Raw genomic sequence first — 23,135 nt, 5'->3', positions numbered from 1 at the left:
TTCCATTTGTAAAGTTAGTATGAACTAACGTGTTTTTAAATTTTTTTGTTCCACAAACTCGCCTAGTCCATTGAGAACATTATAAGGTTTGCAGAAACGACGAATGGTTTGTTGCTCTTGCAACAAGTCAACACATAATGGCTCTGGTGCAGAAGCATCAAGTAAACTTTTTTTCCCACTGCTTCGATCTCTAAACATTACAAATCGGTAATCTTTTTTTGCTTCGAAGCGATGGATAACATTAATAGTTTCTGCTTTTTCCTCTGAAATCGGATAAAAGCGAACCACCACTTCATGCAGTCCAGCAGGAACTGAAAGATATAAGGCTTGCGGATCTTTCAAAGAGCCAGCATTTAATCGCACGATACCTTGCTTGATCGCACGCTGATCTAATCTTCGAGATTGAGCATCAACAATGGGATGCTCATCGAATCTTTCAAACTCACAATTCAGCGTTCCTGAGCAATAAATCAAAGCATGATTTCTGGTTTCAGGCGTTTCTTTAATCTTTTTCAGTTGTAATCGGTCTACGGTCTGACAAGCGGATAAAACGGCGACAGACAATCCGAAAAACGCGTAGCGTAATAAAACTTTTGCCTTCATTTGTGCCCAACCTCACCAAACGGCGCAAAACTAAAAGAATAATTTTGCACCGATATTAGCAAGACTTGAATCAGAGCACTATAGCTTTAAGTATCAGTTACGCTTTGATTTCTTGGAATACCCATGGGCGAACAGCTTTAGTTCTTTCCTCATAAGCACGAATGTCTTCTGCCGCTTGTAACGTTAAACCAATATCATCTAAACCATTCAACAAACAGTGCTTTCTGAATGGATCAACTTCAAATTTAAATGCTTCGCCTGTAGGCGTACGCACTTCTTGTGCTTCAAGATCAATCGTTAACTGATAACCTTCTTGTGCTGCACACTCTTTAAATAATTGATCAACAATCTCTTCAGACAAGATCACTGGTAACATGCCATTTTTAAAGCTGTTGTTGTAGAAAATGTCTGCATAGCTTGGTGCGATTACGGTACGGAAACCATATTCTTCTAAAGCCCATGGCGCGTGTTCTCGGCTTGAGCCACAACCAAAGTTGGCACGTGAAATCAAGATTGAAGCACCTTGATAACGTGGTTTATTCAACTCAAAGTCTGGATTCAAAGGGCGTTTTGAGTTGTCTTGCCCCAAATAGCCTTCATCTAAATAACGTAACTCATCAAACAAATTCGCGCCGAAACCTGTACGCTTAATTGATTTCAAGAACTGTTTTGGAATAATTAAATCTGTATCGACATTGGCACGGTCTAAAGGTGCAACGATACCTTGTTCAACGGTATATTTTTTCATGTTGTTTGCTCCTCTTAGAATGAACGTACATCAACAAAGTGACCTGCAATTGCCGCTGCTGCTGCCATCGCTGGGCTCACTAAATGCGTACGACCACCATTACCTTGACGACCTTCGAAGTTACGGTTTGATGTTGATGCACAGTGCTCACCCGGTTGTAATTTGTCTGCGTTCATTGCTAAACACATTGAGCAACCCGGCTCACGCCATTCAAAACCAGCTTCAATTAAGATTTTATCCAAACCTTCAGCTTCTGCTTGTGCTTTGACTAAGCCAGAACCCGGAACAACCATCGCTTGCTTAATCGTGCTTGCAACTTTTTTGCCTTTTGCAACTTCAGCTGCCGCACGGATATCTTCAATACGAGAGTTGGTGCAAGAACCGATAAATACGCGATCCAATTTAATATCAGACAATGCTTGACCCGCGGTTAAGCCCATATATTGATAAGCACGTGTCCAATCGTTACGTTGTACATCATCTTTTGCTTGTTCTAATGTCGGTACTGCTTGAGAAACAGGAATCACCATCTCAGGAGATGTACCCCAAGACACTTGTGGCTCAATCTCTTCACCTTGTAATACAACGACTGTATCAAAGTGTGCACCCTCATCAGAATGTAAAGTATTCCAATAAGCTACAGCTTGATCCCACTGCTCACCTTTCGGTGCATAAGGACGGTTTTTCACATATTCAATGGTTTTCTCATCTACAGCAACCATACCTACACGGGCACCGCCTTCAATCGCCATGTTACATACCGTCATACGACCTTCAATCGACATATCACGGAACACTTGACCACCAAATTCGATGGCATGGCCTGTACCACCAGCTGTACCGATTTTACCAATAATCGCTAAAACCACATCTTTTGGTGTTACGCCTTGACCTAATTTACCGTCAACACGTACCAACATGTTTTTCATTTTCTTTTGAACTAAGCATTGCGTTGCCAATACATGTTCAACTTCAGATGTCCCAATACCGTGTGCCAAGCAACCAAACGCACCATGCGTCGCTGTATGAGAGTCACCACAAACAACCGTCATACCCGGTAAAGTTAAACCTTGCTCAGGTCCAACAACGTGTGCGATCCCTTGACGGACATCGTTGATATCAAACTGTGCAACATTAAATGTTTTACAGTTATCATCTAAAGTTTGCACTTGGATACGTGAAGTATCATCTTCGATCCCCGCAATCCCTTCAGAACGCTCTTTCGTAGACGTTGGTACGTTATGGTCAGGCGTTGCCACGTTTGCACTTAAACGCCAAGGTTTACGCCCTGCAAGTTGTAAGCCTTCAAAAGCTTGTGGAGAAGTCACTTCATGCAACAAGTGACGATCGATATAAAGTAAAGAAGAGCCATCATCGCGTTGTTTAACTAAATGATCGTCCCACAATTTATCGTACAACGTTTTTTTTGTTTGAGTTTCTGCTTTTTGGGTTTCGCCTGCCATGTCGATTTGCTCCACTGGACTGGGTAATTCTGTCATTAATTACGATTATAACGGCCTATTCACATAAATCTAATTTATCATTTTTATTAGTTTAAAAACTTTTTAGAATCAATTTAAACACAAAAACCATCTATAAAAACGATTAATTTAAAAATAATATTCGCTTTTACAGATTAAATAAGAATGCTTATCATTTAACCATCTCCAAGATCACCACCACCTGAGGATGTTCACATGGCACATATTCAAAAATTTGTTGAAGATAATCAACGCATGTTCAAAAAAACACTAAGCTACTACATTATGCACATTACAGTAGCCATGATTGTAGGCTACCTTGTCACAGGCAGCATTTGGATGGCAATTACTTTGAGTTTACTTGAGCCTACTGTACAAGCCGTGGCTTATTTCATTCACGAACGCGTGTGGGAGAAAAAAACGATACAACAGGAAGAAAATATCGTCGCATAGTTTCACCTGTGATCCTCCTCATCTAAGCCGCACTATGCGGCTTTTTTGCAACAGTTTATGAAGAATTACTTCGCAATAGATATAAATTTATTTTATAATTAAATAATATTTTCATAACCGAGTTTAAATTATGAATCTTGCTGCCTTTGAAGCTTTTATAAAAGTCATGGAAACGGGTTCGATTTCTATGGCAGCTGATCAACTATTTATCACTCAGCCCGCTGTCACCAAACGTATTCATAGTTTAGAAGATTATTTTGGTGTCAAATTATTTGAATCTGCTGGCCGAGGTGTACAAGCCACCCATGCGGCTCATTCCCTGCTTCCTAAAGTTAAAAATTGGTTAAATGAACTAGGTGATATTCATCACACCTTAAGCCACGACCAAAATCAGATTAAAGGAAAGCTTAAAGTTGGTACCAGCCATCACATTGGATTACATCATTTACCGCAACATTTAAAAAGCTATGTTCAGCAATATCCTGATGTGACATTAGATGTGCATTTTGTAGATTCAGAACAAGCTCATGAAAAAGTGTTAGCGGGTGATCTTGAACTGGCATTCTTAACCTTACCCCCAGTCCTAGATGAACGTTTAAAATATGTTCCTTTATGGAGTGATCCATTGGTCTTCGTTGCTGCAGTTTTTCATCCATTGGCAAATATGAAAAATTTAAGCCTTGAAGATCTCATGCAGTACCCAAGTTTATTACCTGCAGCTCAAACATATACAGCGCAGATCACCCTTGCAGAATTTGAAAAAAATGGATTAAAACCTAAAGTGTCTATGAGTAATAACCCGCTTGAATCCATTCGCATGTTGGCTTCTATTGGGTTAGGCTGGTCTGTCCTACCAAGTACTTTAGTGAATCAAGACTTAGTCAGGCTGGACATTAATTTAGAAATGCAGCGTCAATTGGGTATGGTTTGGCATCCGGGACGCACCCAATCTAAGGCAGCCAAGGCCCTGGTTGATTTAATGAAATAATTTCAGCATTCGTTCTTTAAAAAGTCATCTAAATAAGATGACTTTTTACTTTTTAAGACAAGTGAGCTACTTAAGCTTTTTTCTTCAATGAATCTTCATGTAAAGACTCATTGAGCTGATCGATAATTAATGCCCATGAACCATCTGAACATAATTTTTCTTTCAAAAATTGACGTTGACCTTCAGACCAAAAACTTGCTTCAGTCAAAAAGGTTTCAGCTTCTAACTGATGTGTTTCAATAAATTCTGCAATAGCTTGCTCGCTAGAATCTAATCCTAATTGCTCAAATAAGTTGGTCATTCTTGGCTCTGCATTTAGCATCGTGTATTCCTTATGATTTTGATTAATTTTAAGTTAGTTGTTTGCGCATAAGGTATCACTAATGGATGAAAGCGTCTGTAAATTTATGCTGAATTTCATCTCAAGTTATTTCAATGCTGATCAATGAAAAAAAGCCATTGATACAATGGCTTTAGCAATTTTTAATTTTGAGAATAAAATTGTCTTAAATGGACCAGTCTTGGATATCCCAACCCTGCTCTTTAGCCAATACTTCAAGACGCTCATCTGGATTGACTGCAATCGCATGATCCGCATATTCCAATAAGAATCGATCATTAATGGAGTCTGAATATGCCCATGATTCAGTAACTTCTCGTCCCTGGAGCCATTGATCTAATCGTGCCAATTTACCTTTTTGATAACACGGAATATTAATGACTTTACCCGTATATTTACCATCAACCACTTCTGCATTGGTTGCAATAATTTCTGTAATACCAAATTCACGAAAAATAGGTGCAGTAATAAAATCTGATGTTGCGGTAATCCCTACTAATTGATGCCCAGCATCTTGATGACGTTGAATCGCTTTATAACCTTCAGGGCGCATTTGAGGTCGAATCACTTTTTGCATAAAAAGCTGATGTAAGTCCGTCAAATACTCATTGTCATGTTGCGTTAAAAACTCAAATACGAATTCGTTGTAGGCAATTGGATCAAGTTGTCCCGCTTTGTAATCTTCATAAAATTTGTCATTCATGGCGCGATGTCGAACTGGATCAACCAAGCCTTCATTGACTAAAAACTCGCCCCAAGAATGGTCAGAGTCGGTATTTAACAAGGTGTGATCTAAATCAAACAACGCCAATTTCATGAAATTACTCGTTCAAACTGAAATTTAAGAAAAAAAATGTAAATCTATCTCCGCTAGTCGATAGAAATTCGTTAAGATCATAGCAATTTTAAAACATTATTACTTTGAACTTTTCGAGTTGGGCATAGAGAGTGGATGCCCCCGAACCCAAAGTCAACGAATTTAATAAATTTTAGGTGCCAAATGATCGACTCAGAAGGTTTCCGACCGAATGTCGGGATCATTTTGGCAAATGATATTGGACAAGTTTTATGGGCAAAACGCATTGGTCACAATGCTTGGCAATTTCCTCAAGGAGGCATCCAATTTGGTGAAACTCCAGAACAGGCACTTTTCAGGGAACTCCGTGAAGAAGTCGGGTTATTGCCGGAGCACGTCCAAATAATTGCTCAGACCGAAGGTTGGTTACATTATCGTTTGCCACTTCGCTACATCAGATCAGATTCTGATCCTGTGTGTATCGGACAAAAGCAAAAATGGTTTTTATTGAAATTAGTCGCGTCAACGAATCATATTCAGTTGAACTTAAATGATCCGCCAGAGTTTGATCAATGGCAATGGGTCAGCTATTGGTATCCACTAGGCCAAGTGGTGAACTTCAAAAAAGATGTTTACCGTCGTGCCATGTTGGAATTGTGTATGCATCTGCCATAGCATGATTTATATTAAACATTGAATTTAAATGTTTGATTTTTATTTCGACTATTTGAATAATCACCATAATTACATCCCTTTAAGAGGAGCACCGCTACATGTCGAACATGCAATTAGACTCTTTACGGCGCATTGTCCAAGAAATCAATGCGTCTGTCAGTTTGCATGATTCGTTAGAAATTATGGTCAACCAAATTTCTGAAGCAATGCATGTAGATGTGTGCTCTATTTATTTACTTGATGAACGTAACCAACGTTACGTTCTGATGGCTTCCAAAGGCTTAAACGCTGAATCCATTGGCAATGTATCATTGCAGTTGGGTGAGGGTTTGGTCGGACTCGTTGGGCAACGCGAGGAAATCGTCAATATCGAGAATGCGTTTAAGCATGAGCGTTTCGCGTATTTTCCAGAAACAGGTGAAGAGATTTATAACTCTTTCCTTGGCGTTCCTGTCATGTATCGTCGAAAAGTCATGGGTGTTCTCGTGGTTCAAAACACTGAACCACAAGACTTTAGCGAAGCTGCTGAATCGTTTTTAGTCACACTTTGTGCGCAACTTTCTGGCGTTATCGCCCATGCGCATGCAGTTGGAAATATTGATGTTTTCCGTAAGCCAAATAATTCTCCAACCTATAAAACATTTCAAGGATCATCAGGTGCAGGTGGTATTGCATTAGGTCGTGCACTTATTCTTTATCCACCCGCAGATTTAGGTTCAGTACCTGACCGCGAAGCTGAAGATATCAGTGAAGAGCTTGAATTACTCGATCATGCGGTTGATTCAGTTCGCCAAGAAATTCAATCACTTGATGATAAAATGCAAGATTCTTTGATGTCTGAGGAACGTGCATTATTTAGCGTATTCTTGAGAATGTTGGATGAGAATGCCCTGCCTGCTGAAATCAAAGAGTTAATCCGTGATGGTCACTGGGCTCAAGGTGCAGTTAAACACGTTATTGATCGTCATGTGGCAATCTTTGCACAAATGGAAGACGATTATTTACGAGAACGTGTTGCAGACCTAAAAGACCTTGGGCGTCGTATTTTAGCAGCGCTTCAAGAAGATGATTTAAGTCACCGAGAACTGAGTAATGACAGTATCATCGTGGGTGAAGAAATCAGTACGGCAGCACTGGTTGAACTACCTGTCGATAAGATTGCAGCGATTGTGACGTCTGAAGGGGCTGCCAATTCACATATGGTGATTGTAGCACGTGCTTTGGGTATCCCCACAGTTGTTGGTGTCACCGAACTTCCGGTGACTACCCTTGATGATGTGGAAATGATTGTTGATGCCTATCAAGGACGTGTATTTATCAATCCACCACGCCGTTTACGTCAACGTTATCGTGACATCCAAAAAGAAGAAGAACAAATCGCCAAAGATCTTAAACAGTATGAAACCAAAGATGCCATCACTCCTGATGGTGTTGCAGTACGCTTATTTGTGAATACAGGTTTAATGATTGATGTCGTGCGTGGTGTACAACGCGGTGCCAAAGGTGTCGGACTCTATCGTTCAGAAATTCCATTTATGTTGCGTGATCGTTTCCCGGGTGAAGAAGAGCAACGGGCGATTTACCGTCAACAACTTAGTCACTTTGCCAATAAACCAGTCGTGATGCGTACTTTGGATATTGGTGCAGATAAAGATTTACCTTATTTCGAAATAGAAGAAGAAAACTCAGCATTAGGATGGAGAGGGATTCGTTTTACCTTGGATCATCCTGAGATTTTCTCTTCACAAATTCGTGCGATGTTAAAAGCCAGTGTCGGCTTGAATAATTTGCATATTTTGCTGCCAATGATCACCAGCGTCAGTGAAGTAGAAGAAGCGCTTTATATTATTGAGCGTGACTTAGCTGCGGTTCAGGAAGAAGAACAAGTTAAAATTAATCGTCCTAAAATTGGCATCATGGTGGAAGTACCTAGTGTTTTACTTCAAATTGGTGAGTTTGCAGAATTAGTTGATTTCTTCTCTGTGGGTTCGAATGATTTAATCCAATATTTGTTGGCAGTCGACCGTAATAACCCACGTGTATCGAGTGTTTATTCTCACTTCCATCCCTCAGTGCTTCGAGCATTGCAACGCTTAGTTCAAGAGTGTCATAAATATGACAAACCTGTCAGTATTTGTGGTGAAATGGCTGGCGATCCACTCTCAGCAATTTTACTGATGGCAATGGGCTTTAATACGCTTTCAATGAGTTCGAGCAATATTCTCAGAGTCCGTAAAGCAATTTGTCATGTTCCAATGGTAGATGCGCAAACACTTTTGGATGAAGTGGTGAAAATGAGTAATCCACTCATTGTGAAAAGTTGGATGGAGTATTATTTCCGTCATAATGGTTTAGCGGATATGGTGAAATCGAATCGTATTGTAAATGCCTAATATGAATCTCGGTTTAAGCAGATAAAGAGCTGAGTAACAACATAATCAATTGGCTTTTTTTAATCGTCATGTTGATCGTAGCTATCTAGGTAATTCTATTTCATTTATATGTTAGTAAATTAAAAAGTAGTTCAAGACCCAATAAACCTATTTCAAATTATGCGCTAGATCATGGTTTAACGATGAATTCTGAACACCAAATGAGCGAATCATCATATGTAGATATAGATTATGGTGGAAGTAGTGGTGGAGCAGAGTAACCTTCACGTGTTTAGGCATATAAAAAAAGGGAGATAATCATTCGAATATCTCCCTTTTTTGTGCTTGCTATAGCCACGTTTTGCATTTTTCTTACGATCTACAAAAACTTGGCTTTTGTTGACTTCATGCATATGTTTTGCCACAAAGTTGTGAATCACAACTTCTGGCAACGCTTTTTTCTTTGCCATTTTTTAATCACCTTCAGTTTATCCATCCTTCATGATGGGAAAACGATATTACGCTTTTTTGTACATTATACAAGCAAATTCATAATGGTTTTTTCAATGACATTCATCGAATGCATAAAATGTTTAAGATTAGCTCTGCCATTTTTCTATGTTAAATTGATCAAAAACTCGAGCACCCGAAGGTACTCTTAATCAGCATAGAAAGGACTAAATCATCATTATTTCGGTAGAAGACTAAATGTACCTCGATGATGATTAAATTTTCCATCTGGCATTGCGATATTTTGGTAAATGATCTTTTGCTTTTGATCGATGATCAGTACAACATTTTCTTTAGTCGCATCATCTGTCCAATACACCATAAACTGCTCAGGTCCAACCTGTGTGGCTAAATATTCAATATTGGCAGATGTATTTTGTCCTGATGTGATATTTAAAAGACTTTGGTCTTTGAATTCAAGACGCTGCGTTTGACCATTGATGTTTAACGCCAAAGTCTGTCCAATAGCGAAGAATGGTTTATTCAATGCTTGTTGTAAACCGATGTCCTTGATTACACCTTTGACGCCTAGTATTTTGCCTTTAAGATGAATTGTTCCATCATTCCCAGCAATGTTGGTGTAAACGATATCTCGATTATAATCTTGAATATGAACGACATTATCTCCTGATTTATCCTCATGCCAATAAACCATAAAAATATTTTTAGCAATCTCAACAGGTGTATATTTTACCGCTTCAGAAAGATCTGGCCCAACTGCGCCACCGGCACCTGTAAAAGTTAGGTTCTGATGGTCTTTGACATCAAGATCAAATTTCAAACTCGTAAAATCGACTTGAATTTTTTGTCCTATTGGCGGATAAGGAGATGCAACTTTCCAATCGGTTTCTTTGGCAAATACTTGTGCAGACATTTTTAGTACTTCTTCACTCGACTCAAGATCTGGATACTTTGCTTTCATATATCCCAAAATCCCCTCCGAGCTTTGATTTTCAGTAACTGCTGTTTTAAAGTTCGTTAAATACCCTTTAATCCAATCCAATGGCTTAGGTGAAAAGTCACTTTTTACATAATGACCTGGGATCACTTTTTCAGGATTTAAACTCAGTATTTTATCAATTTGCTTCTTCCAAAGATCGATCCCTTGCACACCATTGGTATCGGCCATCCACAAATGCTCATCATAAGCGACCGAAATACCACCCAATGCTGTTTTTAAACTTGGAATCCATAAGAAACTATGTGCGGAATCCTCTGGATCAAGTTGGACTTGAATCTTTTGCCCATCTAATTCCATATATCCTGAATTTAAGGCTTCAGGAATAATAATCTTTTCAGGGGCATCGCCTTTTGCTAATTGTGGCTGCCAAACTGATAACTTATCTTCTTTAGAGGCTTGTATCAAATAAGCTGTCTGCGCGGTTGAAACAACCTTAGCATTTGGAAATGCTTTTAAAATTTCATTGGTTCCAAAATAATAGTCAGGGTCACTATGGGAAATATAAATATATTTTAAATTTTTACCTGATTTCTTAATCAGATTGACTACGTCTTTAGCGTATTGATTCTGAAATTGAGCATCGACCAAGATAGCATCTTTTTTTCCTGAAATTAAAGTTGATGCAACGGCAAAAACAGCATCTTCTCCAGGAGTATAAGTCTGCAAAGTGAGTGGAGATGGATTTGATGAATCTTTTGGACTTTTATCATCAGAATCATTACAGCCACTTAAAGCAATGGTGGTCACAAATAAACTAGTGGTTAGGAGTTTTGTCATATCAGCCTCATGAGATAAATTTATCTATGGTTCTTATTGATCTTTATTTTTTTAAATAAGCTTTAAAGCAAAAGTGCCATATTCCCCCTCGTCATACTGCGGATGTGGCAGTGCAACAAGGCGAATTAAAAGCTTATTGAGGCAGAAGAAGGATGAGAAGTACTTACGGTTTAGTAAGTAAAAAAATTGAATTTGCAGTTAAAATATTAGACTGATTTGCAACAATAAATTCCACGATAAAAAATGTTAACTTTAGTATCTTGAACTTTGAATACCTGTTAATACAGACAATACTCACTGAACAGCCATCTCTAATTTTTTCTTATTCATGGGCTAAGGCTTCAATTGGTTTTAAGTTTGCAGCACGTTTAGCGGGCATATAACCAAAGATCAAACCAACCAGCGTTGAAAATAGCAGTGCGATAATAGCAACTGACCATGAAAATACCATGTTATAATCTGAGCTAATCGCATTAAAAATAAAACTGGCGATCAAGGCGATCGCAACACCAATTACGCCACCAATTAAACATAAAACTGCAGATTCAATCAAAAACTGAGCCTGCACATCACTTTGGCGAGCACCAACTGCTATTCGTAAGCCAATTTCCTTAATTCGCTCGGTCACAGAAACGAGCATGATATTCATCACACCAACGCCACCTACGACCAATGAAATAAAGGCTACTGCAGAAATAAAGAAAGTCATCGTTCCTAAATATTTTTCAAAGGACTTCATAGACTCATCGCTGTTGTATATATCAAAATCCTCCACACCATGACGAGCAATCAATAGTTGCCTCACTTTCTTTTCGGCTTTCACTGAGTCAGTATTTTGATGTAGTACCGCAGTCAGCAGATTGACATTATCACTACTTGAAATTTGTGACATCAATACATTATAAGGCATCCAAATTTGTGAAGAACCTGAGCTATATTGAGGTTCAGCGATTCCAACAACTTCATAAGAACGCTTATTAAATAAGACTGTTTTACCTAAAGCTAATTTTTGCTGTCCAAATAATTTTTCAGCAGCTTGCTTATCAATCACTACGATTTGGGAGCGCTGTTCAACATCGCTCTGTGTAAAAAAGCGACCATGTTGAACTTTCATGTTTCTAATTTTTAAATAAAAACCATCTGCACCTGTTGCACTCACATCAATATTACGATTTTGATAAATCATGTTCCCACTTAAACTGACATGTGGAGAAACATAGATAATTTCTTTCATCTCATTGAGTGCATTTAAATCATCCATATTTAGACGGCTGGCAGATGCAGCTAAAGCTGTTCCACCCGGATAAATCTCAAGTGTTGCTGTTTTCAATCCTCCCCAATCATTCAAAAACTTTTCTTTTGCGCCATTACCAATGGCAATGACAATGGTGACTGAGCAAATGCCAATAATAATCCCTAGCATGGTCAAAAAAGACCTTAAACGATTGGCGAAAATTGAATGCAAAGACATTTTCATCGCTTCATAGACTTGGGAAACAAAGCTGAATTTCATATCCGCATGAAAAACTTTTGATGGAGAAACTTGCCCTAAAGATTTACGCTGCGTATCCGAAAGAATGCGTCCATCTTTAATTTCAATGACACGATCTGCACGTTCTGCAATACTTTTATCATGAGTAACTAAAATAATCGTATGCCCTTGACGGTGTAGATCTTCCAAAATTTGCAAGACCATTTCACCACTTTCAGAATCCAAAGCGCCTGTGGGTTCATCGGCTAAAATAACCTCACCACCATTCATAAGTGCGCGGGCAATACTGACTCGTTGCTGCTGTCCACCCGACATTTCATTGGGTTTATTGTCACTCTTATCAGCTAAACCGAGCTGAGCTAAAAGTTGCAGTGCTCGATCTGCACGGTTTTCTGCATTCAAATTTGAATAAATCGCGGGCAAGGCGACATTCTCTAAAGCAGATAAAGCATTCAATAAATTATAGCGTTGGAACACAAACCCAAAACTTTTTAAACGTAACGATGAAAGCTCATCATTACTCAATAAGAAAATATCTTGTCCACGAAACAGAAACTGTCCTGAAGAGGCTTGATCCAAACATCCAAGTAAATTCATTAAAGTAGACTTACCTGAACCTGATTGCCCAATAATCGAAATAAACTCACCCTGTTCAATACTGAGACTGACATCTTTTAGGATGTGTTGTTGATTATTTTCTGGACCTACAAATTTATTTATTTTTTTTAGTTCAATCAAACTCATTGAGTATCGCCTGATGTATTCGCACTATCGTCAGGTGCCTCTGCCAAAATTTTTTCACCCAACTTTAAACCAGACTTGATTTCAATATCATTTGAGTCAGAAATTCCAGTCACGACTTTTCTTGGTTGAGGTTTTGTATCAGGTTGATAGAGGTAAACCATGGCATCTGATCCATATCCAATCACCGTTGTTTTCGGAATTTTCAGCACATTCTTTTTTTGATTTACAATAATGTCATTTTGGGTTGTCATACCGATACTGAGTTTACGCTCAGGGTTGTCCACCAACATTCTTGCATAGTAGAACACTGCTGCATTCGCATTTTCATTTTTATCGTCGTAAGTTCCTTTGGTCAGGGTCGTTAAAGCAGGATCAATACTTTGAATCACACCATCTAATTTCACATTGGGGTCTGCCAAGGTGCTAAATTTAACTGGCATGTTTTCTTTTAATTTAGTGTAGTCACCTTCTGCGACCTGCATTCGGATTTCCATCTTATTCAAGTTGGCGATCGTCGCGATCAAAGGTGTCGTTTGTGCAAAGTTAATGGTTTGACCAGCTTCAACAGGCATGGAAACCACGGTACCCGTCAATGGAGAGCGAATCTGTGTGTAGCCCAATTCAGTTTGTGCTGTATTCACATTAATCTGTAATTGTTTCAGCCGATATTCATTTGACTCAACATCTGCAATCGCTTGTTTAAGCTGATTATTCGCCTGTTCGAGCTCTTCACGAGAGCCTGCTTCAGCTTTGTATAAGGTTAATTTACGCTGATAGTTTTGTTTTAAAGTTTGTAAAGCGACACGTTTCGCTGCCAAGTCTGCCTTCGCAGCTTCAAGTTCGGCTTTACTGGTATTGAGCTTGTCCAACTGTGTTGTCGAGTCAATTTCAGCGATTAATTCGCCTTTTTTTACATCCTGTCCTAACTTGATATACAGCTTTTGAATTTGACCTGAGACTTGTGCACCCACGGAGACAATATCAGATGCATAAATTTCACCTGTGGCTTTAACAATCTGCGTTAGATCACCTTGAGTGACTTCAACGGTCTGCGGTTCTGGCTGCTTTTTTTGTGACTGAATATAGAAATAAACAGAAAGAGCTAAAGCAACCAATACCACTAAGACCAAAAAATACTTTAATTTTTTTGATTTTTTTTGCATGTGCATAATGACGAATAATCTTTATTGAGGAGATAACTTTTGATCAACATGTTTTATTCACTTTAATATGATCAAAATTTAAAAATTTTTAATGACATGATTCTAGTGAATTCTATTTTTTCACACTGTCGTACTTATTTATTTTTATGTATCGATAACAGCCAACCGCATCTATGTGTTGGCTGTCTATCAGAAAAGGGTTTTGGAAAATAATTAAGCGGCAAATGCTCGATTTAAAATTGAGGTCACATCTACTTGTTTAGGATCAAGCATTCCCACCACTTGACCATGAAATTTTTGATAACGCGTCGCAATAAAAGCATTGGCAATAAAATCTGGCGCATAACGTTTCAGCAATACTGCTTGAGAGAGCACAACCAAACGACTGACTAAGCTTCTCCCCATAAATTGTAAATCATCAGGTTCCTGATGAAATAATCTAAACAGTCCCTGCAACTCTTCATTAAGTATTTTGTCGTGACTTGCAGTAGATGCTAAATCTTTAAATAAATGCTCGATTGATTCAGGATCACGTGAAATAGCACGAAGCACATCGAGACACATGACATTACCTGACCCTTCCCAAATGGTGTTCACAGGTGCTTCTTTAAAGAGACGAGCCATGATGCCATGTTCAACGTAGCCATTGCCACCAAAGACTTCCATCATTTCACCAGTCATTTCTACTGCTCTTTTACAAACCCAAAATTTTGCTGCTGGTGTCATGATACGTTTCCATGCCAAACAAAGTTCACTGTCATGTTCATAACAATGAGCCAAATGGAAACTCAACTGCATTGCCGCTTCAGTCTCTAAAGCAAGATCTGTGAGCACCGACCGCATTAATGGTTGCTCAATGAGTCTCTTACCAAATGCTTGACGTTGACGTGTATAGGCAATGCTTTGTACTAGGGCCTGACGCATAATGCCACTTGAACCTACCGCACACGTTAATCGGGTATAGTTTGCCATTTCAATAATCGTTGGAATGCCGCGTCCAGCCTCCCCCATCATAATGCCCCAAGCCTCTTTAAATTCGACCTCAGAGCTGGAGTTGCTGCGATTTCCAACCTTCTCTTTGAGTCGTTGAATATGAATCGCATTTTTTGTGCCATCTTCCAACCATCGCGGAACAAAGAAACATGCCAAGCCATCATGCTCAGTTTTAGCAACAACCAAATGTGCATCGCACATAGGTGCTGAAAAAAACCATTTATGCCCAGTTAGTAAATAGGCTTGTCCTCTTCCAGACCGCCCAACTGGAACAGCTGTCGTTTCATTAGCACGCACATCAGAACCACCCTGCTTTTCAGTCATGCCCATTCCAATCCAAATCGATTTTTTCTGAGCAATCGGTAAATCGCGTTCATCATATTCAGTGGATAAAAGTTTATCTCCTAGCTTTTTCCACAGCTCAGGTTCTTTTTGAATCAATGGAATGCTGCCCAAGGTCATTGAATTTGGACATAAATTTCCACACTCCACTTGACCACTGAGGAAGAATTTTGCTGCCCAATCCACCCAACCAGATTCTTGAGTGAAATTTAGAAAAGGATGTGCATGAACCGCATATTTACGATTTAACGCCATCCATTTGTGCCATGAAGGATGAAATTCAACAAAATCTGCCCGCCTGCCTCGAGCATCAAAACTATGTAAAATAGGAGGATGTTTATTGGCAAGATCAGCATGGTGATAAAAGCTTTCACAACCTACGACTGCGCCAAATTCACTTAAATGGACTGAGTTTCTACTGCCATAACGCTGTAAGATTTCTTGTAAGATTGGATCTGTTGTATATAGATTGTAATCTTGAAGCTCATCAAATTGATTATGTATTTGATGTGTCATCCATGCCGACATAAACGAACCCTCTTTGGAATTTTTATCTATAACTTGATTATTTATATTTTCGAGTATAGCTTTTGAAAGTAGATTATCTAGTGCAAAAGATGACCTGAATTGTCATTAAATTTTTATCAACGTCTTAATATGATCTCAGCATTGTGTCTTACTATTGTTGCATCATCTTCCGATATTTTGCGGGCGGCATACCCTTACAGCGCTTGAATGCTCTAGAAAATACAGATACTTCCGCATAACCCAACCGTTCAGAAATTTGATCTATTGTAAGATCAGTACCCAGCAACAAATCATCTGCCAAATCCTCACGTAAATTTTTAACCAATTGGTGAAACGTAATCCCTTCATTGGCTAAATTGCGCTGAATGGTACGAATATTGACAGCTAAAGCTTTCGATATATCTTCAATCGTCGGCATTTGGGATGCATTTTTTAATAAAAACTCACGTATCTTTTTACTATAGTCCCCTAAGCTTTTTCGGCGTCGAAATACATGCTCGCACTCTTTTTGATAACGCATAAAAGTGAAGTCATCAGCTTGACGCAATGGGGTAAGCAACAATTCAGATTGAATCGTGATTCGACTTTGTGGTTTATCATAAAAAATTGGATAGCCTGTTAAGCCTTCTATCTGGTTTACATAGCAAGGCTTGGTCATCGCTAAATCTATCTGAAAGGGTAATTGAGCACCAAGAATATCATTTTGAAGTGTGATGATCGTGGCAATATCTCTTTCTAAAATAAATAATTGCATATCAGCACTTAGATCATGATGGAATAAATTCAAATGAGTAAATTCACCATCTTCTTGCAAGGCCACATCAGAAAAAATTGCGCCTAATTTTAGATACCGTATCGCGATCAACAACGCTTCTCTGACATTGGGACTACTTAAAATTGCAAATCCCCAAGCCCCTAATGTGGTAGTGTGATGTCGAAGCCCAGCTTCGAGCGCAATGGGATGTTCATCAGAGATTAGATTCAGAATATTTCTGATGATCTGTAATTCATTTCGCTCTTGGATTTCAAAATTTTCTCGATAAAGATCCTGTTTCGTCAGTTGTGTATTTTCTAGGCATTGCTCAAAAGTAATACCGTAGCTTTCAGCAACATGACATAGTACCCGAGCTGTATTCGCTTCCCTTAAAAACTTCCATGAATTAAGCATCATTGTTCGCGTTTTTATTTGTCATCTAATGTCAAATTTAACTGTTTAATTATCATTCTACAAGTGAATTCAATCTCTTATATTCATAAAAAAAGAAAATGGAGTTTTTATGAACATGTATGCCAATCTTGCTGAGGAACAGCAAAGCCTGGTCAATGAACTCACGGCGTTATATCAAAAAACCAAAGCCGAGATGAACGACCAAGATATTGATCATATTCGAAATGTTGCTGCATATTCAAAGGCTATAAAATTACGCAGTGAGCAACTTATTCGTGAATGTGTAAGTTTAGAATCTTGGGGACGGGGCATTATTCTGGGTTGTTTACACACCCTACTCGAATTTTCAGAGCTCGGTCATAACATCATGCACGGAAGTTATGATCACCTCCCCCAAGCAACCGAGTTTCATTCAGAACGCTGGGTATGGGACTTTGTGACTGATCCTCGTGAATGGCGCGTCATGCATCATCAAAATCATCATCCATTTACCAACATCGTTGGCAAAGATCATGATTTAGGGTATTCCTTTTTAAGAAGCTTGGCAGGTCAAAGCTGGTATGGGCATCACAGTGTTCAATTGCTGATTTACAGTGCGCTGATGATCACTCCATCCTACTATTTCACACTCTATACAGCCACATCAGCAGCACGTACAGAAGGTCGAAAGATCCTTTCCAAAGAAACCTTTACTCAATCACTTCGTCTCATAAAAGCTCATGTTCAAAAACAGTTTATTGAAGCACCAGTTGCTGCAAAATGGTCAAAAAAATTACCTGTTTTTATCGGAAATTATCTTACAACGACGATAGGCTATGGTTTTTTACTTCATATCCTCTTCTTAGAACATCACGCTGAAAATTTGGAGCTTTATTCAGATCCTGGACCTGATGAGACGCAAGAAGAATATTTCATACGACAGATTAAAAGTACCACCAATTTTATCCCATATGCACCGCTTGATCAGTTTCTCAAAAAGATCCTTGATGAAGAGGTCCCGTATCCAAATCCACCTCCATTTGAAATCTTTTATGGCGGATTAGATACACATCTTGAGCATCATTTATTTCCAGATTTAGCATGTAATCGTCAAAGACAAATCAAAGCTGTAGTACGTAGTATTTGTGAAAAATATCAATTACCTTATCACAATTCACCCATGGAAAAGCTGATCCCAGCGATACCGCTCAGCCTCATTAAAAGAACTCTACCTTTTGGTAATCAAGAAAAAAATAACCCTTTCAAATTACTCATTCGACCAAAAGAATTTCTAAAACGTATCAAACGAGGAATTCAATATCAGCCACCCTCAACCATGACATATTTACACAAGCCACAGTTCTATAATGCGTCGGCAAAAGTTGTACAAGTCGAAATACAGCTTAATGGTCAAGTCAAAACACTCAAAATGAGCAAGCCTCAAGGCTGGGAACATTTAAAATGGCAGGCAGGTGCATTTATTTCATTAAGCTTTGAAATAAATGGGCAAACTTATATTCGTCAATACAGCTTATTGCATGAAAGCCAAAGCGCAGATGGCTATTTTGAAATAGCAGTGAAACGTACACCTGCGGGCATCGTTTCTCACTATATTCATGATCATGTTCATGTAAATACGGAGGTGACGATTGTAAGTCCACCACAATCTACAGCTGATTTTGTTTTAGACACCCTCCCGCCGAAGTTAATCTTTATCGCAGCAGGAGTCGGTATTACGCCAATTTTAAGCATGTTAAGAAAATATCAGCGTATCGAAAGTAAGGCTGAAGCTCATTTGTTTTACTTTAACCATGATGAAAATTCTATTTTGTTTGAAAATGAGATTCGTCAAATCGCGAAGTATTCAAATTTGAATGTTCACTTCATCTGCTCCAAAGTTCAGAACGAGTCGGCATCTGATTTACGACAAGGACGTTTTAGTCTTGAAATTTTCCAACCTTATATTCGAGATTTTAAATGCCAACACGTATATGCCTGCGCCCCTCAAGCATTAATCGATTCTGCTCGCCAACAACTTATTCAAGCAGGCGTTAAAGCAGCAGCATTTCACACAGAAATTTTTAAACCTGCTCCTCTCAGTTTTGAGTCTGATGGTGTTACACGTCGAGTAATTTTCAAAAAAAGTAATACAAGTATAGACATTCAAGGCAATGTCACTTTACTTGAAGCCGCGCGTCAAGCTGGTTTAAAACTGCCAAGCGGTTGTCAACAAGGTTTATGCAAAGCCTGTGTATGCACTAAATTGGAAGGTCAAACTCAGTTAGAAGTTGATTCATCCACTATTCAACATCGCATTACGCTATGCAACACTGTGGCTCGCTCACCAATCATTGTGCTTGATGTTTAACAAAGATTCTTAAGTTAATCGCCGTCATGAAGTAATCATGCAATGCTTCATGACAGTAAGATTCAAACACTTAAACAACCAAACCTATGATTCATATCCAAAAATTGCACAACCAAAACCTTACTGTAAATCATCGTTAAATCCTTTTAACCTGAACCAAATATTCTATTGGTGAATATTCAAATAAACCCTTAATTTATATGAGGGTAATTGGAATTTTATTTACAAATTAAACACTCCAATTGAACGCATCATGATTTATGATGAATTTGTAAACTCAATAAAACACACATTCTTGTCACAATGTTGCTTTAGAATGATCGAACAAAACGGTTCATGTCTCTGATATTGGAAGCGCTAGATCTTATAAAAGTGAATGCTCAGCCAACCATCAAGAAAGACATATATTATAAATGGAGAATGAATATGAGCGATGACTCAAAAAAATGTCCTGTCACCCACTTAACAACTGATGCTGGTGCTCCTGTAGTAGACAACCAAAACAGTATGACAGCAGGTGCACGTGGTCCTTTACTTGCACAAGATTTATGGCTGAATGAAAAATTAGGTAACTTCGTTCGTGAAGTGATTCCTGAGCGTCGTATGCACGCGAAAGGTTCTGGGGCATTTGGTACCTTCACTGTTACCCATGATATTACGAAATATACTCGCGCTAAATTATTCTCTGAAATCGGTAAAAAAACCGATATTTTTGTGCGCTTCTCTACAGTTGCTGGCGAACGTGGTGCAGCAGATGCTGAACGTGATATCCGCGGTTTCGCAATGAAATTCTACACTGAAGAAGGTAACTGGGATTTAGTAGGTAATAACACTCCTGTTTTCTTCTTACGTGATGCGCGTAAGTTCCCTGACTTAAACAAAGCAGTTAAACGCGATCCTAAAACCAACAAACGTAGTGCAACCAACAACTGGGATTTCTGGACTTTACTTCCAGAAGCATTACATCAAGTGACGATTGTCATGTCAGACCGCGGTATCCCAGATGGTTACCGTCACATGCATGGTTTTGGTAGCCATACCTTCAGTTTTATCAATGCCAACAACGAACGCTTCTGGGTTAAATTCCATATGCGCACGCAACAAGGCATTAAGAATTTAACTGATGCAGAAGCTGAAGCGATTATTGCGAAAGATCGCGAAAGCTCTCAAACTGACTTATTTGATGCGATTGAACGTGGTGATTTCCCGAAATGGAAAATGTACGTCCAAATCATGCCTGAGCTAGATGCAGAGAAAGTTCCATATCACCCATTTGACTTAACCAAAGTATGGCCTAAAGGGGACTATCCTTTGATCGAAGTCGGTGAATTCGAACTTAATCGTAACCCTGAAAACTACTTCCAAGACGTAGAACAAGCTGCCTTTGCCCCAAGTAACTTAGTGCCAGGCATCAGCTTCTCACCTGACCGTATGCTTCAAGCACGTCTGTTCAACTATGCAGATGCTGCACGCTACCGTGTTGGTGTTAACCATTATCAAATTCCAGTGAATGCACCACGTTGCCCTGTTCACTCAAACCGTCGCGATGGTCAAGGTCGTACTGATGGTAACTATGGTGCTTTGCCACACTATGAACCAAATAGTTTCAGCCAATGGCAGGAACAGCCACAATATAAAGAGCCACCATTAAAAATTTCTGGTGCGGCAGATTTCTGGGATTACCGCGAAGATGACAATGACTATTTCAGTCAACCACGCGCATTATTCAATCTCATGAATGATCAGCAAAAACAGGCTTTATTTGACAATACAGCCGCAGCAATGGGCGATGCATTAGATTTCATTAAGTATCGTCATATTCGTAACTGCTATGCTTGTGACCCAGCATATGGCGAGGGTGTTGCAAAAGCATTAGGCATGACCGTAGCTGATGCACAGGCTGCACGTGCAACTGACCCAGCACAAGGAAATCCTGGCTTACTTTAATTAATATCTCCATAAAAAAACCGCTGTTATCAGCGGTTTTTTTTTTCAAACAATTAGTTTTTTACCTTCCCGAATACAATAAAACGGACTGATAAATTTAGATGCATTTTTCATCGCTTGGTGCAGATCCAACTCAGGTTGATTCCGATCTTCATCTGTTAACTGAAAAGTACGATAGTGAATCGCTAGTGAACGTTTTGCGTGTAAATCTTTATGTGCTTGGAATGCATCAGCAGGATTCATATGTAGATATTGCATCAATACTCTTGGTTCATATGCACCGATTGGCAGTAAAGCAATCCTTGGTGCACCTAAGCGCTGGTGAATCTCTTTAAAATGTTGTGCATAGCCTGTATCACCAGCAAAGTAACAATGACCATGCTCAGATAAAATTGAAAAACCACCCCATAATGCAAGATTTTGATCACGAAGCCCTCGACCAGAACCATGTTGGGCAGGCGTGTAGACAATTTTAAAATCTTTGAATAAAGCAGACTGCCACCAATCCATCTCAATCACATGAAATGCTTTCGGTAAATAGGCTGCATTTCCTAGACCTGTATAGATCGGCATAGCAAATTTTTGATGTAGCCAATTCAAACTCGCTAAATCCATATGATCATAGTGATTATGACTGAGTAATACTGCGTGAATCTGTGGTAAATCTTCAAGTGCAATCCCTGCAGGGATAACACGTTTAGGTCCACTCCCGTGCTTTGGGCTTACATAATCCGCCCATACAGGGTCGGTTAAGAAGTTATATGGACCAATTTGAATTAAAACCGTAGCATGACCAACAAACCATACTTGCCAATCTTCTAAATCTGCATGCGGACGAGCCTCAGGCTTAGCACGTTTTGTCTGAATAAAATCCTGTTGCTCTTTCGCGAAATCACCTTGCCAGGTAAAGCTTTTACGAGCCATCAACCATTTATATAAATTCCATTGGTTGAGCTGTGCAGGACGTGGTTCCTGATTAACGAATCTTTGCCCATTATGGTGATCCAATGAAACCAATTTAAGTTTTGGTTTAAACCACACATGCCGAATACAATCTTCAGTCTTTAGTTGATAGTGCAGATTAGAATCCTGCGGCTTCCGTCCAACAACAAGTGTAGACTCTGGATTACTCGAAGTCGTCGTTGGAATATCAGTCAAATTAGACATAATAAATGTAAGCACCTTAAACCGAAGCGATTTTGAAATAGTTGATTATTCAGTTATATAAATAGATTATGTTCATCATCTATTCGCATTTTTAAATTATGTTTTTAAAAGATACACTGTTCGTGTTTCATTTAAGACAACATCAATCTCAATTCCCATGAAGTGGTTATAATTTCATCAATAAATTGTGAAATAGACCACCAATCATCCCTATATTATTCATCATATACAACTCAGACTTTCTTTTTGTTTATGATTTTGTTGTTTTTTTCTGATTTTTGATGTTTTTTTAATCACCCACAGAAATCTTAAATAGAGGAAGTTAAATTTTGTTTAGGATGTGACTTAACGCTGAACAACTGATCTCCCAAAGCTTCAACGTACTTTTCTCTACATTATTATTTTTCATAGACTTAAAGCCGAAACAATTGGTTTCAACTTTAATAGATACAATCTTTTCTAAACCTATACAAATCAGTCACTCATTCACGATGAGAGTTCGATCTTGAAATGTAAAATTTCTATCTAAGTAAGAAATTA

Annotated in this window: 18 protein-coding genes; 6 read left to right on the top strand and 12 right to left on the bottom strand. The window is 38.8% G+C overall.

Features of this window, described 5'->3' with window-relative positions; genetic code table 11:
* Positions 1–24: 24 nt before the first annotated feature.
* The 3 genes from AC1M9D_RS05510 to leuC form a co-directional block, all read right to left on the bottom strand.
* The gene (locus AC1M9D_RS05510) at positions 25–603 is read right to left on the bottom strand and encodes a hypothetical protein (protein ID WP_179998722.1); all 579 of its coding nucleotides are present in this window, start codon (positions 601–603) and stop codon (positions 25–27) included.
* Positions 604–700: 97 nt separating this feature from the next.
* Positions 701–1,351 carry a 3-isopropylmalate dehydratase small subunit gene (gene leuD / locus AC1M9D_RS05505; RefSeq protein WP_481588649.1) on the bottom strand — a complete coding sequence of 217 codons (651 nt, stop codon included), beginning with the start codon at positions 1,349–1,351 and terminating at the stop codon, positions 701–703.
* Positions 1,352–1,365: 14 nt separating this feature from the next.
* A complete protein-coding gene (leuC, locus tag AC1M9D_RS05500) occupies positions 1,366–2,814 on the bottom strand; it encodes a 3-isopropylmalate dehydratase large subunit (protein WP_180028647.1) in 1,449 nt (482 codons plus the stop codon).
* Between the two features lie 234 nt (positions 2,815–3,048).
* On the opposite strand from leuC, the gene AC1M9D_RS05495 reads away from it, so the two are divergent.
* Positions 3,049–3,285 carry a DUF2061 domain-containing protein gene (locus tag AC1M9D_RS05495; RefSeq protein WP_035264169.1) on the top strand — a complete coding sequence of 79 codons (237 nt, stop codon included), beginning with the start codon at positions 3,049–3,051 and terminating at the stop codon, positions 3,283–3,285.
* A 130-nt stretch (positions 3,286–3,415) separates the two neighbouring features.
* The gene (locus AC1M9D_RS05490) at positions 3,416–4,273 is read left to right on the top strand and encodes a LysR family transcriptional regulator (RefSeq protein ID WP_035264171.1); all 858 of its coding nucleotides are present in this window, start codon (positions 3,416–3,418) and stop codon (positions 4,271–4,273) included.
* Between the two features lie 70 nt (positions 4,274–4,343).
* Here the strand turns inward: AC1M9D_RS05490 and AC1M9D_RS05485 are convergent, their stop codons facing one another.
* Together AC1M9D_RS05485 and AC1M9D_RS05480 are read right to left on the bottom strand one after the other, a co-directional pair.
* Positions 4,344–4,595, bottom strand: coding sequence for a DUF2789 family protein (locus tag AC1M9D_RS05485; RefSeq protein WP_035264173.1), 252 nt, complete (start codon positions 4,593–4,595; stop codon positions 4,344–4,346).
* Positions 4,596–4,779: 184 nt separating this feature from the next.
* Positions 4,780–5,430, bottom strand: coding sequence for an HAD family hydrolase (locus AC1M9D_RS05480; protein ID WP_481593406.1), 651 nt, complete (start codon positions 5,428–5,430; stop codon positions 4,780–4,782).
* A 183-nt stretch (positions 5,431–5,613) separates the two neighbouring features.
* On the opposite strand from AC1M9D_RS05480, the gene AC1M9D_RS05475 reads away from it, so the two are divergent.
* Both AC1M9D_RS05475 and ptsP read left to right on the top strand, forming a co-directional pair.
* Positions 5,614–6,084 (top strand): RNA pyrophosphohydrolase, encoded by a 471-nt coding sequence (locus tag AC1M9D_RS05475; protein ID WP_035264177.1) that lies wholly within the window; start codon positions 5,614–5,616, stop codon positions 6,082–6,084.
* A gap of 98 nt (positions 6,085–6,182) precedes the next feature.
* Positions 6,183–8,477 (top strand): phosphoenolpyruvate--protein phosphotransferase, encoded by a 2,295-nt coding sequence (gene ptsP, locus AC1M9D_RS05470; protein WP_481611679.1) that lies wholly within the window; start codon positions 6,183–6,185, stop codon positions 8,475–8,477.
* A gap of 263 nt (positions 8,478–8,740) precedes the next feature.
* Here ptsP and AC1M9D_RS05465 read toward each other — a convergent pair whose 3' ends face one another.
* The 6 genes from AC1M9D_RS05465 to AC1M9D_RS05440 all read right to left on the bottom strand — a co-directional run bounded on the left by AC1M9D_RS05465 (position 8,741) and on the right by AC1M9D_RS05440 (position 17,134).
* Positions 8,741–8,926, bottom strand: coding sequence for a DUF7230 family protein (locus AC1M9D_RS05465; protein ID WP_035264181.1), 186 nt, complete (start codon positions 8,924–8,926; stop codon positions 8,741–8,743).
* Between the two features lie 218 nt (positions 8,927–9,144).
* A complete protein-coding gene (locus AC1M9D_RS05460; protein ID WP_481611678.1) occupies positions 9,145–10,704 on the bottom strand; it encodes a MoaF-related domain-containing protein in 1,560 nt (519 codons plus the stop codon).
* A 322-nt stretch (positions 10,705–11,026) separates the two neighbouring features.
* A complete protein-coding gene (locus AC1M9D_RS05455) occupies positions 11,027–12,940 on the bottom strand; it encodes an ABC transporter permease (RefSeq protein WP_481611677.1) in 1,914 nt (637 codons plus the stop codon).
* Positions 12,937–14,103, bottom strand: coding sequence for an efflux RND transporter periplasmic adaptor subunit (locus tag AC1M9D_RS05450; protein WP_481594846.1), 1,167 nt, complete (start codon positions 14,101–14,103; stop codon positions 12,937–12,939). The genes AC1M9D_RS05455 and AC1M9D_RS05450 overlap by 4 nt, the downstream gene beginning before the upstream one ends.
* 213 nt (positions 14,104–14,316) lie before the next feature.
* The gene (locus AC1M9D_RS05445) at positions 14,317–15,966 is read right to left on the bottom strand and encodes an acyl-CoA dehydrogenase family protein (protein WP_481611676.1); all 1,650 of its coding nucleotides are present in this window, start codon (positions 15,964–15,966) and stop codon (positions 14,317–14,319) included.
* 151 nt (positions 15,967–16,117) lie between these two features.
* Positions 16,118–17,134, bottom strand: coding sequence for an AraC family transcriptional regulator (locus AC1M9D_RS05440; RefSeq protein WP_481611675.1), 1,017 nt, complete (start codon positions 17,132–17,134; stop codon positions 16,118–16,120).
* Positions 17,135–17,243: 109 nt separating this feature from the next.
* Between AC1M9D_RS05440 and AC1M9D_RS05435 the strand changes: the two genes are divergently transcribed.
* Together AC1M9D_RS05435 and AC1M9D_RS05430 are read left to right on the top strand one after the other, a co-directional pair.
* A complete protein-coding gene (locus AC1M9D_RS05435) occupies positions 17,244–19,481 on the top strand; it encodes a fatty acid desaturase (RefSeq protein WP_481611674.1) in 2,238 nt (745 codons plus the stop codon).
* A gap of 426 nt (positions 19,482–19,907) precedes the next feature.
* On the top strand, positions 19,908–21,428 hold the full coding sequence (locus tag AC1M9D_RS05430) for a catalase (RefSeq protein ID WP_481611673.1): 1,521 nt from the start codon (positions 19,908–19,910) through the stop codon (positions 21,426–21,428).
* A gap of 45 nt (positions 21,429–21,473) precedes the next feature.
* Here AC1M9D_RS05430 and AC1M9D_RS05425 read toward each other — a convergent pair whose 3' ends face one another.
* Entirely contained in the window at positions 21,474–22,595 is a 1,122-nt protein-coding gene (locus AC1M9D_RS05425) for an MBL fold metallo-hydrolase (protein ID WP_092766704.1), read from the bottom strand.
* Positions 22,596–23,135: the final 540 nt, after the last annotated feature.

The organism is Acinetobacter sp. ANC_7682, assembly GCF_056779795.1.
Note: the sequence above shows the minus strand (reverse complement) of the source record. Positions and strands in the feature narration are given on the sequence as shown.

Excerpts from the sequence above, each read along its gene's own strand:
- AC1M9D_RS05455 (WP_481611677.1), bottom strand. The coding sequence starts at position 12,940 with ATGAGTTTGATTGAACTAAAAAAAATAAATAAATTTGTAGGTCCAGAA.
- AC1M9D_RS05495 (WP_035264169.1), top strand. The coding sequence starts at position 3,049 with ATGGCACATATTCAAAAATTTGTTGAAGATAATCAACGCATGTTCAAA.
- AC1M9D_RS05440 (WP_481611675.1), bottom strand. The coding sequence starts at position 17,134 with ATGCTTAATTCATGGAAGTTTTTAAGGGAAGCGAATACAGCTCGGGTA.
- ptsP (WP_481611679.1), top strand. The coding sequence starts at position 6,183 with ATGTCGAACATGCAATTAGACTCTTTACGGCGCATTGTCCAAGAAATC.
- AC1M9D_RS05445 (WP_481611676.1), bottom strand. The coding sequence starts at position 15,966 with ATGTCGGCATGGATGACACATCAAATACATAATCAATTTGATGAGCTT.
- AC1M9D_RS05490 (WP_035264171.1), top strand. The coding sequence starts at position 3,416 with ATGAATCTTGCTGCCTTTGAAGCTTTTATAAAAGTCATGGAAACGGGT.
- leuD (WP_481588649.1), bottom strand. The coding sequence starts at position 1,351 with ATGAAAAAATATACCGTTGAACAAGGTATCGTTGCACCTTTAGACCGT.
- AC1M9D_RS05450 (WP_481594846.1), bottom strand. The coding sequence starts at position 14,103 with ATGCAAAAAAAATCAAAAAAATTAAAGTATTTTTTGGTCTTAGTGGTA.
- AC1M9D_RS05435 (WP_481611674.1), top strand. The coding sequence starts at position 17,244 with ATGAACATGTATGCCAATCTTGCTGAGGAACAGCAAAGCCTGGTCAAT.
- AC1M9D_RS05510 (WP_179998722.1), bottom strand. The coding sequence starts at position 603 with ATGAAGGCAAAAGTTTTATTACGCTACGCGTTTTTCGGATTGTCTGTC.
- AC1M9D_RS05465 (WP_035264181.1), bottom strand. The coding sequence starts at position 8,926 with ATGGCAAAGAAAAAAGCGTTGCCAGAAGTTGTGATTCACAACTTTGTG.
- AC1M9D_RS05425 (WP_092766704.1), bottom strand. The coding sequence starts at position 22,595 with ATGTCTAATTTGACTGATATTCCAACGACGACTTCGAGTAATCCAGAG.
- AC1M9D_RS05475 (WP_035264177.1), top strand. The coding sequence starts at position 5,614 with ATGATCGACTCAGAAGGTTTCCGACCGAATGTCGGGATCATTTTGGCA.
- AC1M9D_RS05485 (WP_035264173.1), bottom strand. The coding sequence starts at position 4,595 with ATGCTAAATGCAGAGCCAAGAATGACCAACTTATTTGAGCAATTAGGA.
- AC1M9D_RS05460 (WP_481611678.1), bottom strand. The coding sequence starts at position 10,704 with ATGACAAAACTCCTAACCACTAGTTTATTTGTGACCACCATTGCTTTA.
- AC1M9D_RS05480 (WP_481593406.1), bottom strand. The coding sequence starts at position 5,430 with ATGAAATTGGCGTTGTTTGATTTAGATCACACCTTGTTAAATACCGAC.
- AC1M9D_RS05430 (WP_481611673.1), top strand. The coding sequence starts at position 19,908 with ATGAGCGATGACTCAAAAAAATGTCCTGTCACCCACTTAACAACTGAT.
- leuC (WP_180028647.1), bottom strand. The coding sequence starts at position 2,814 with ATGGCAGGCGAAACCCAAAAAGCAGAAACTCAAACAAAAAAAACGTTG.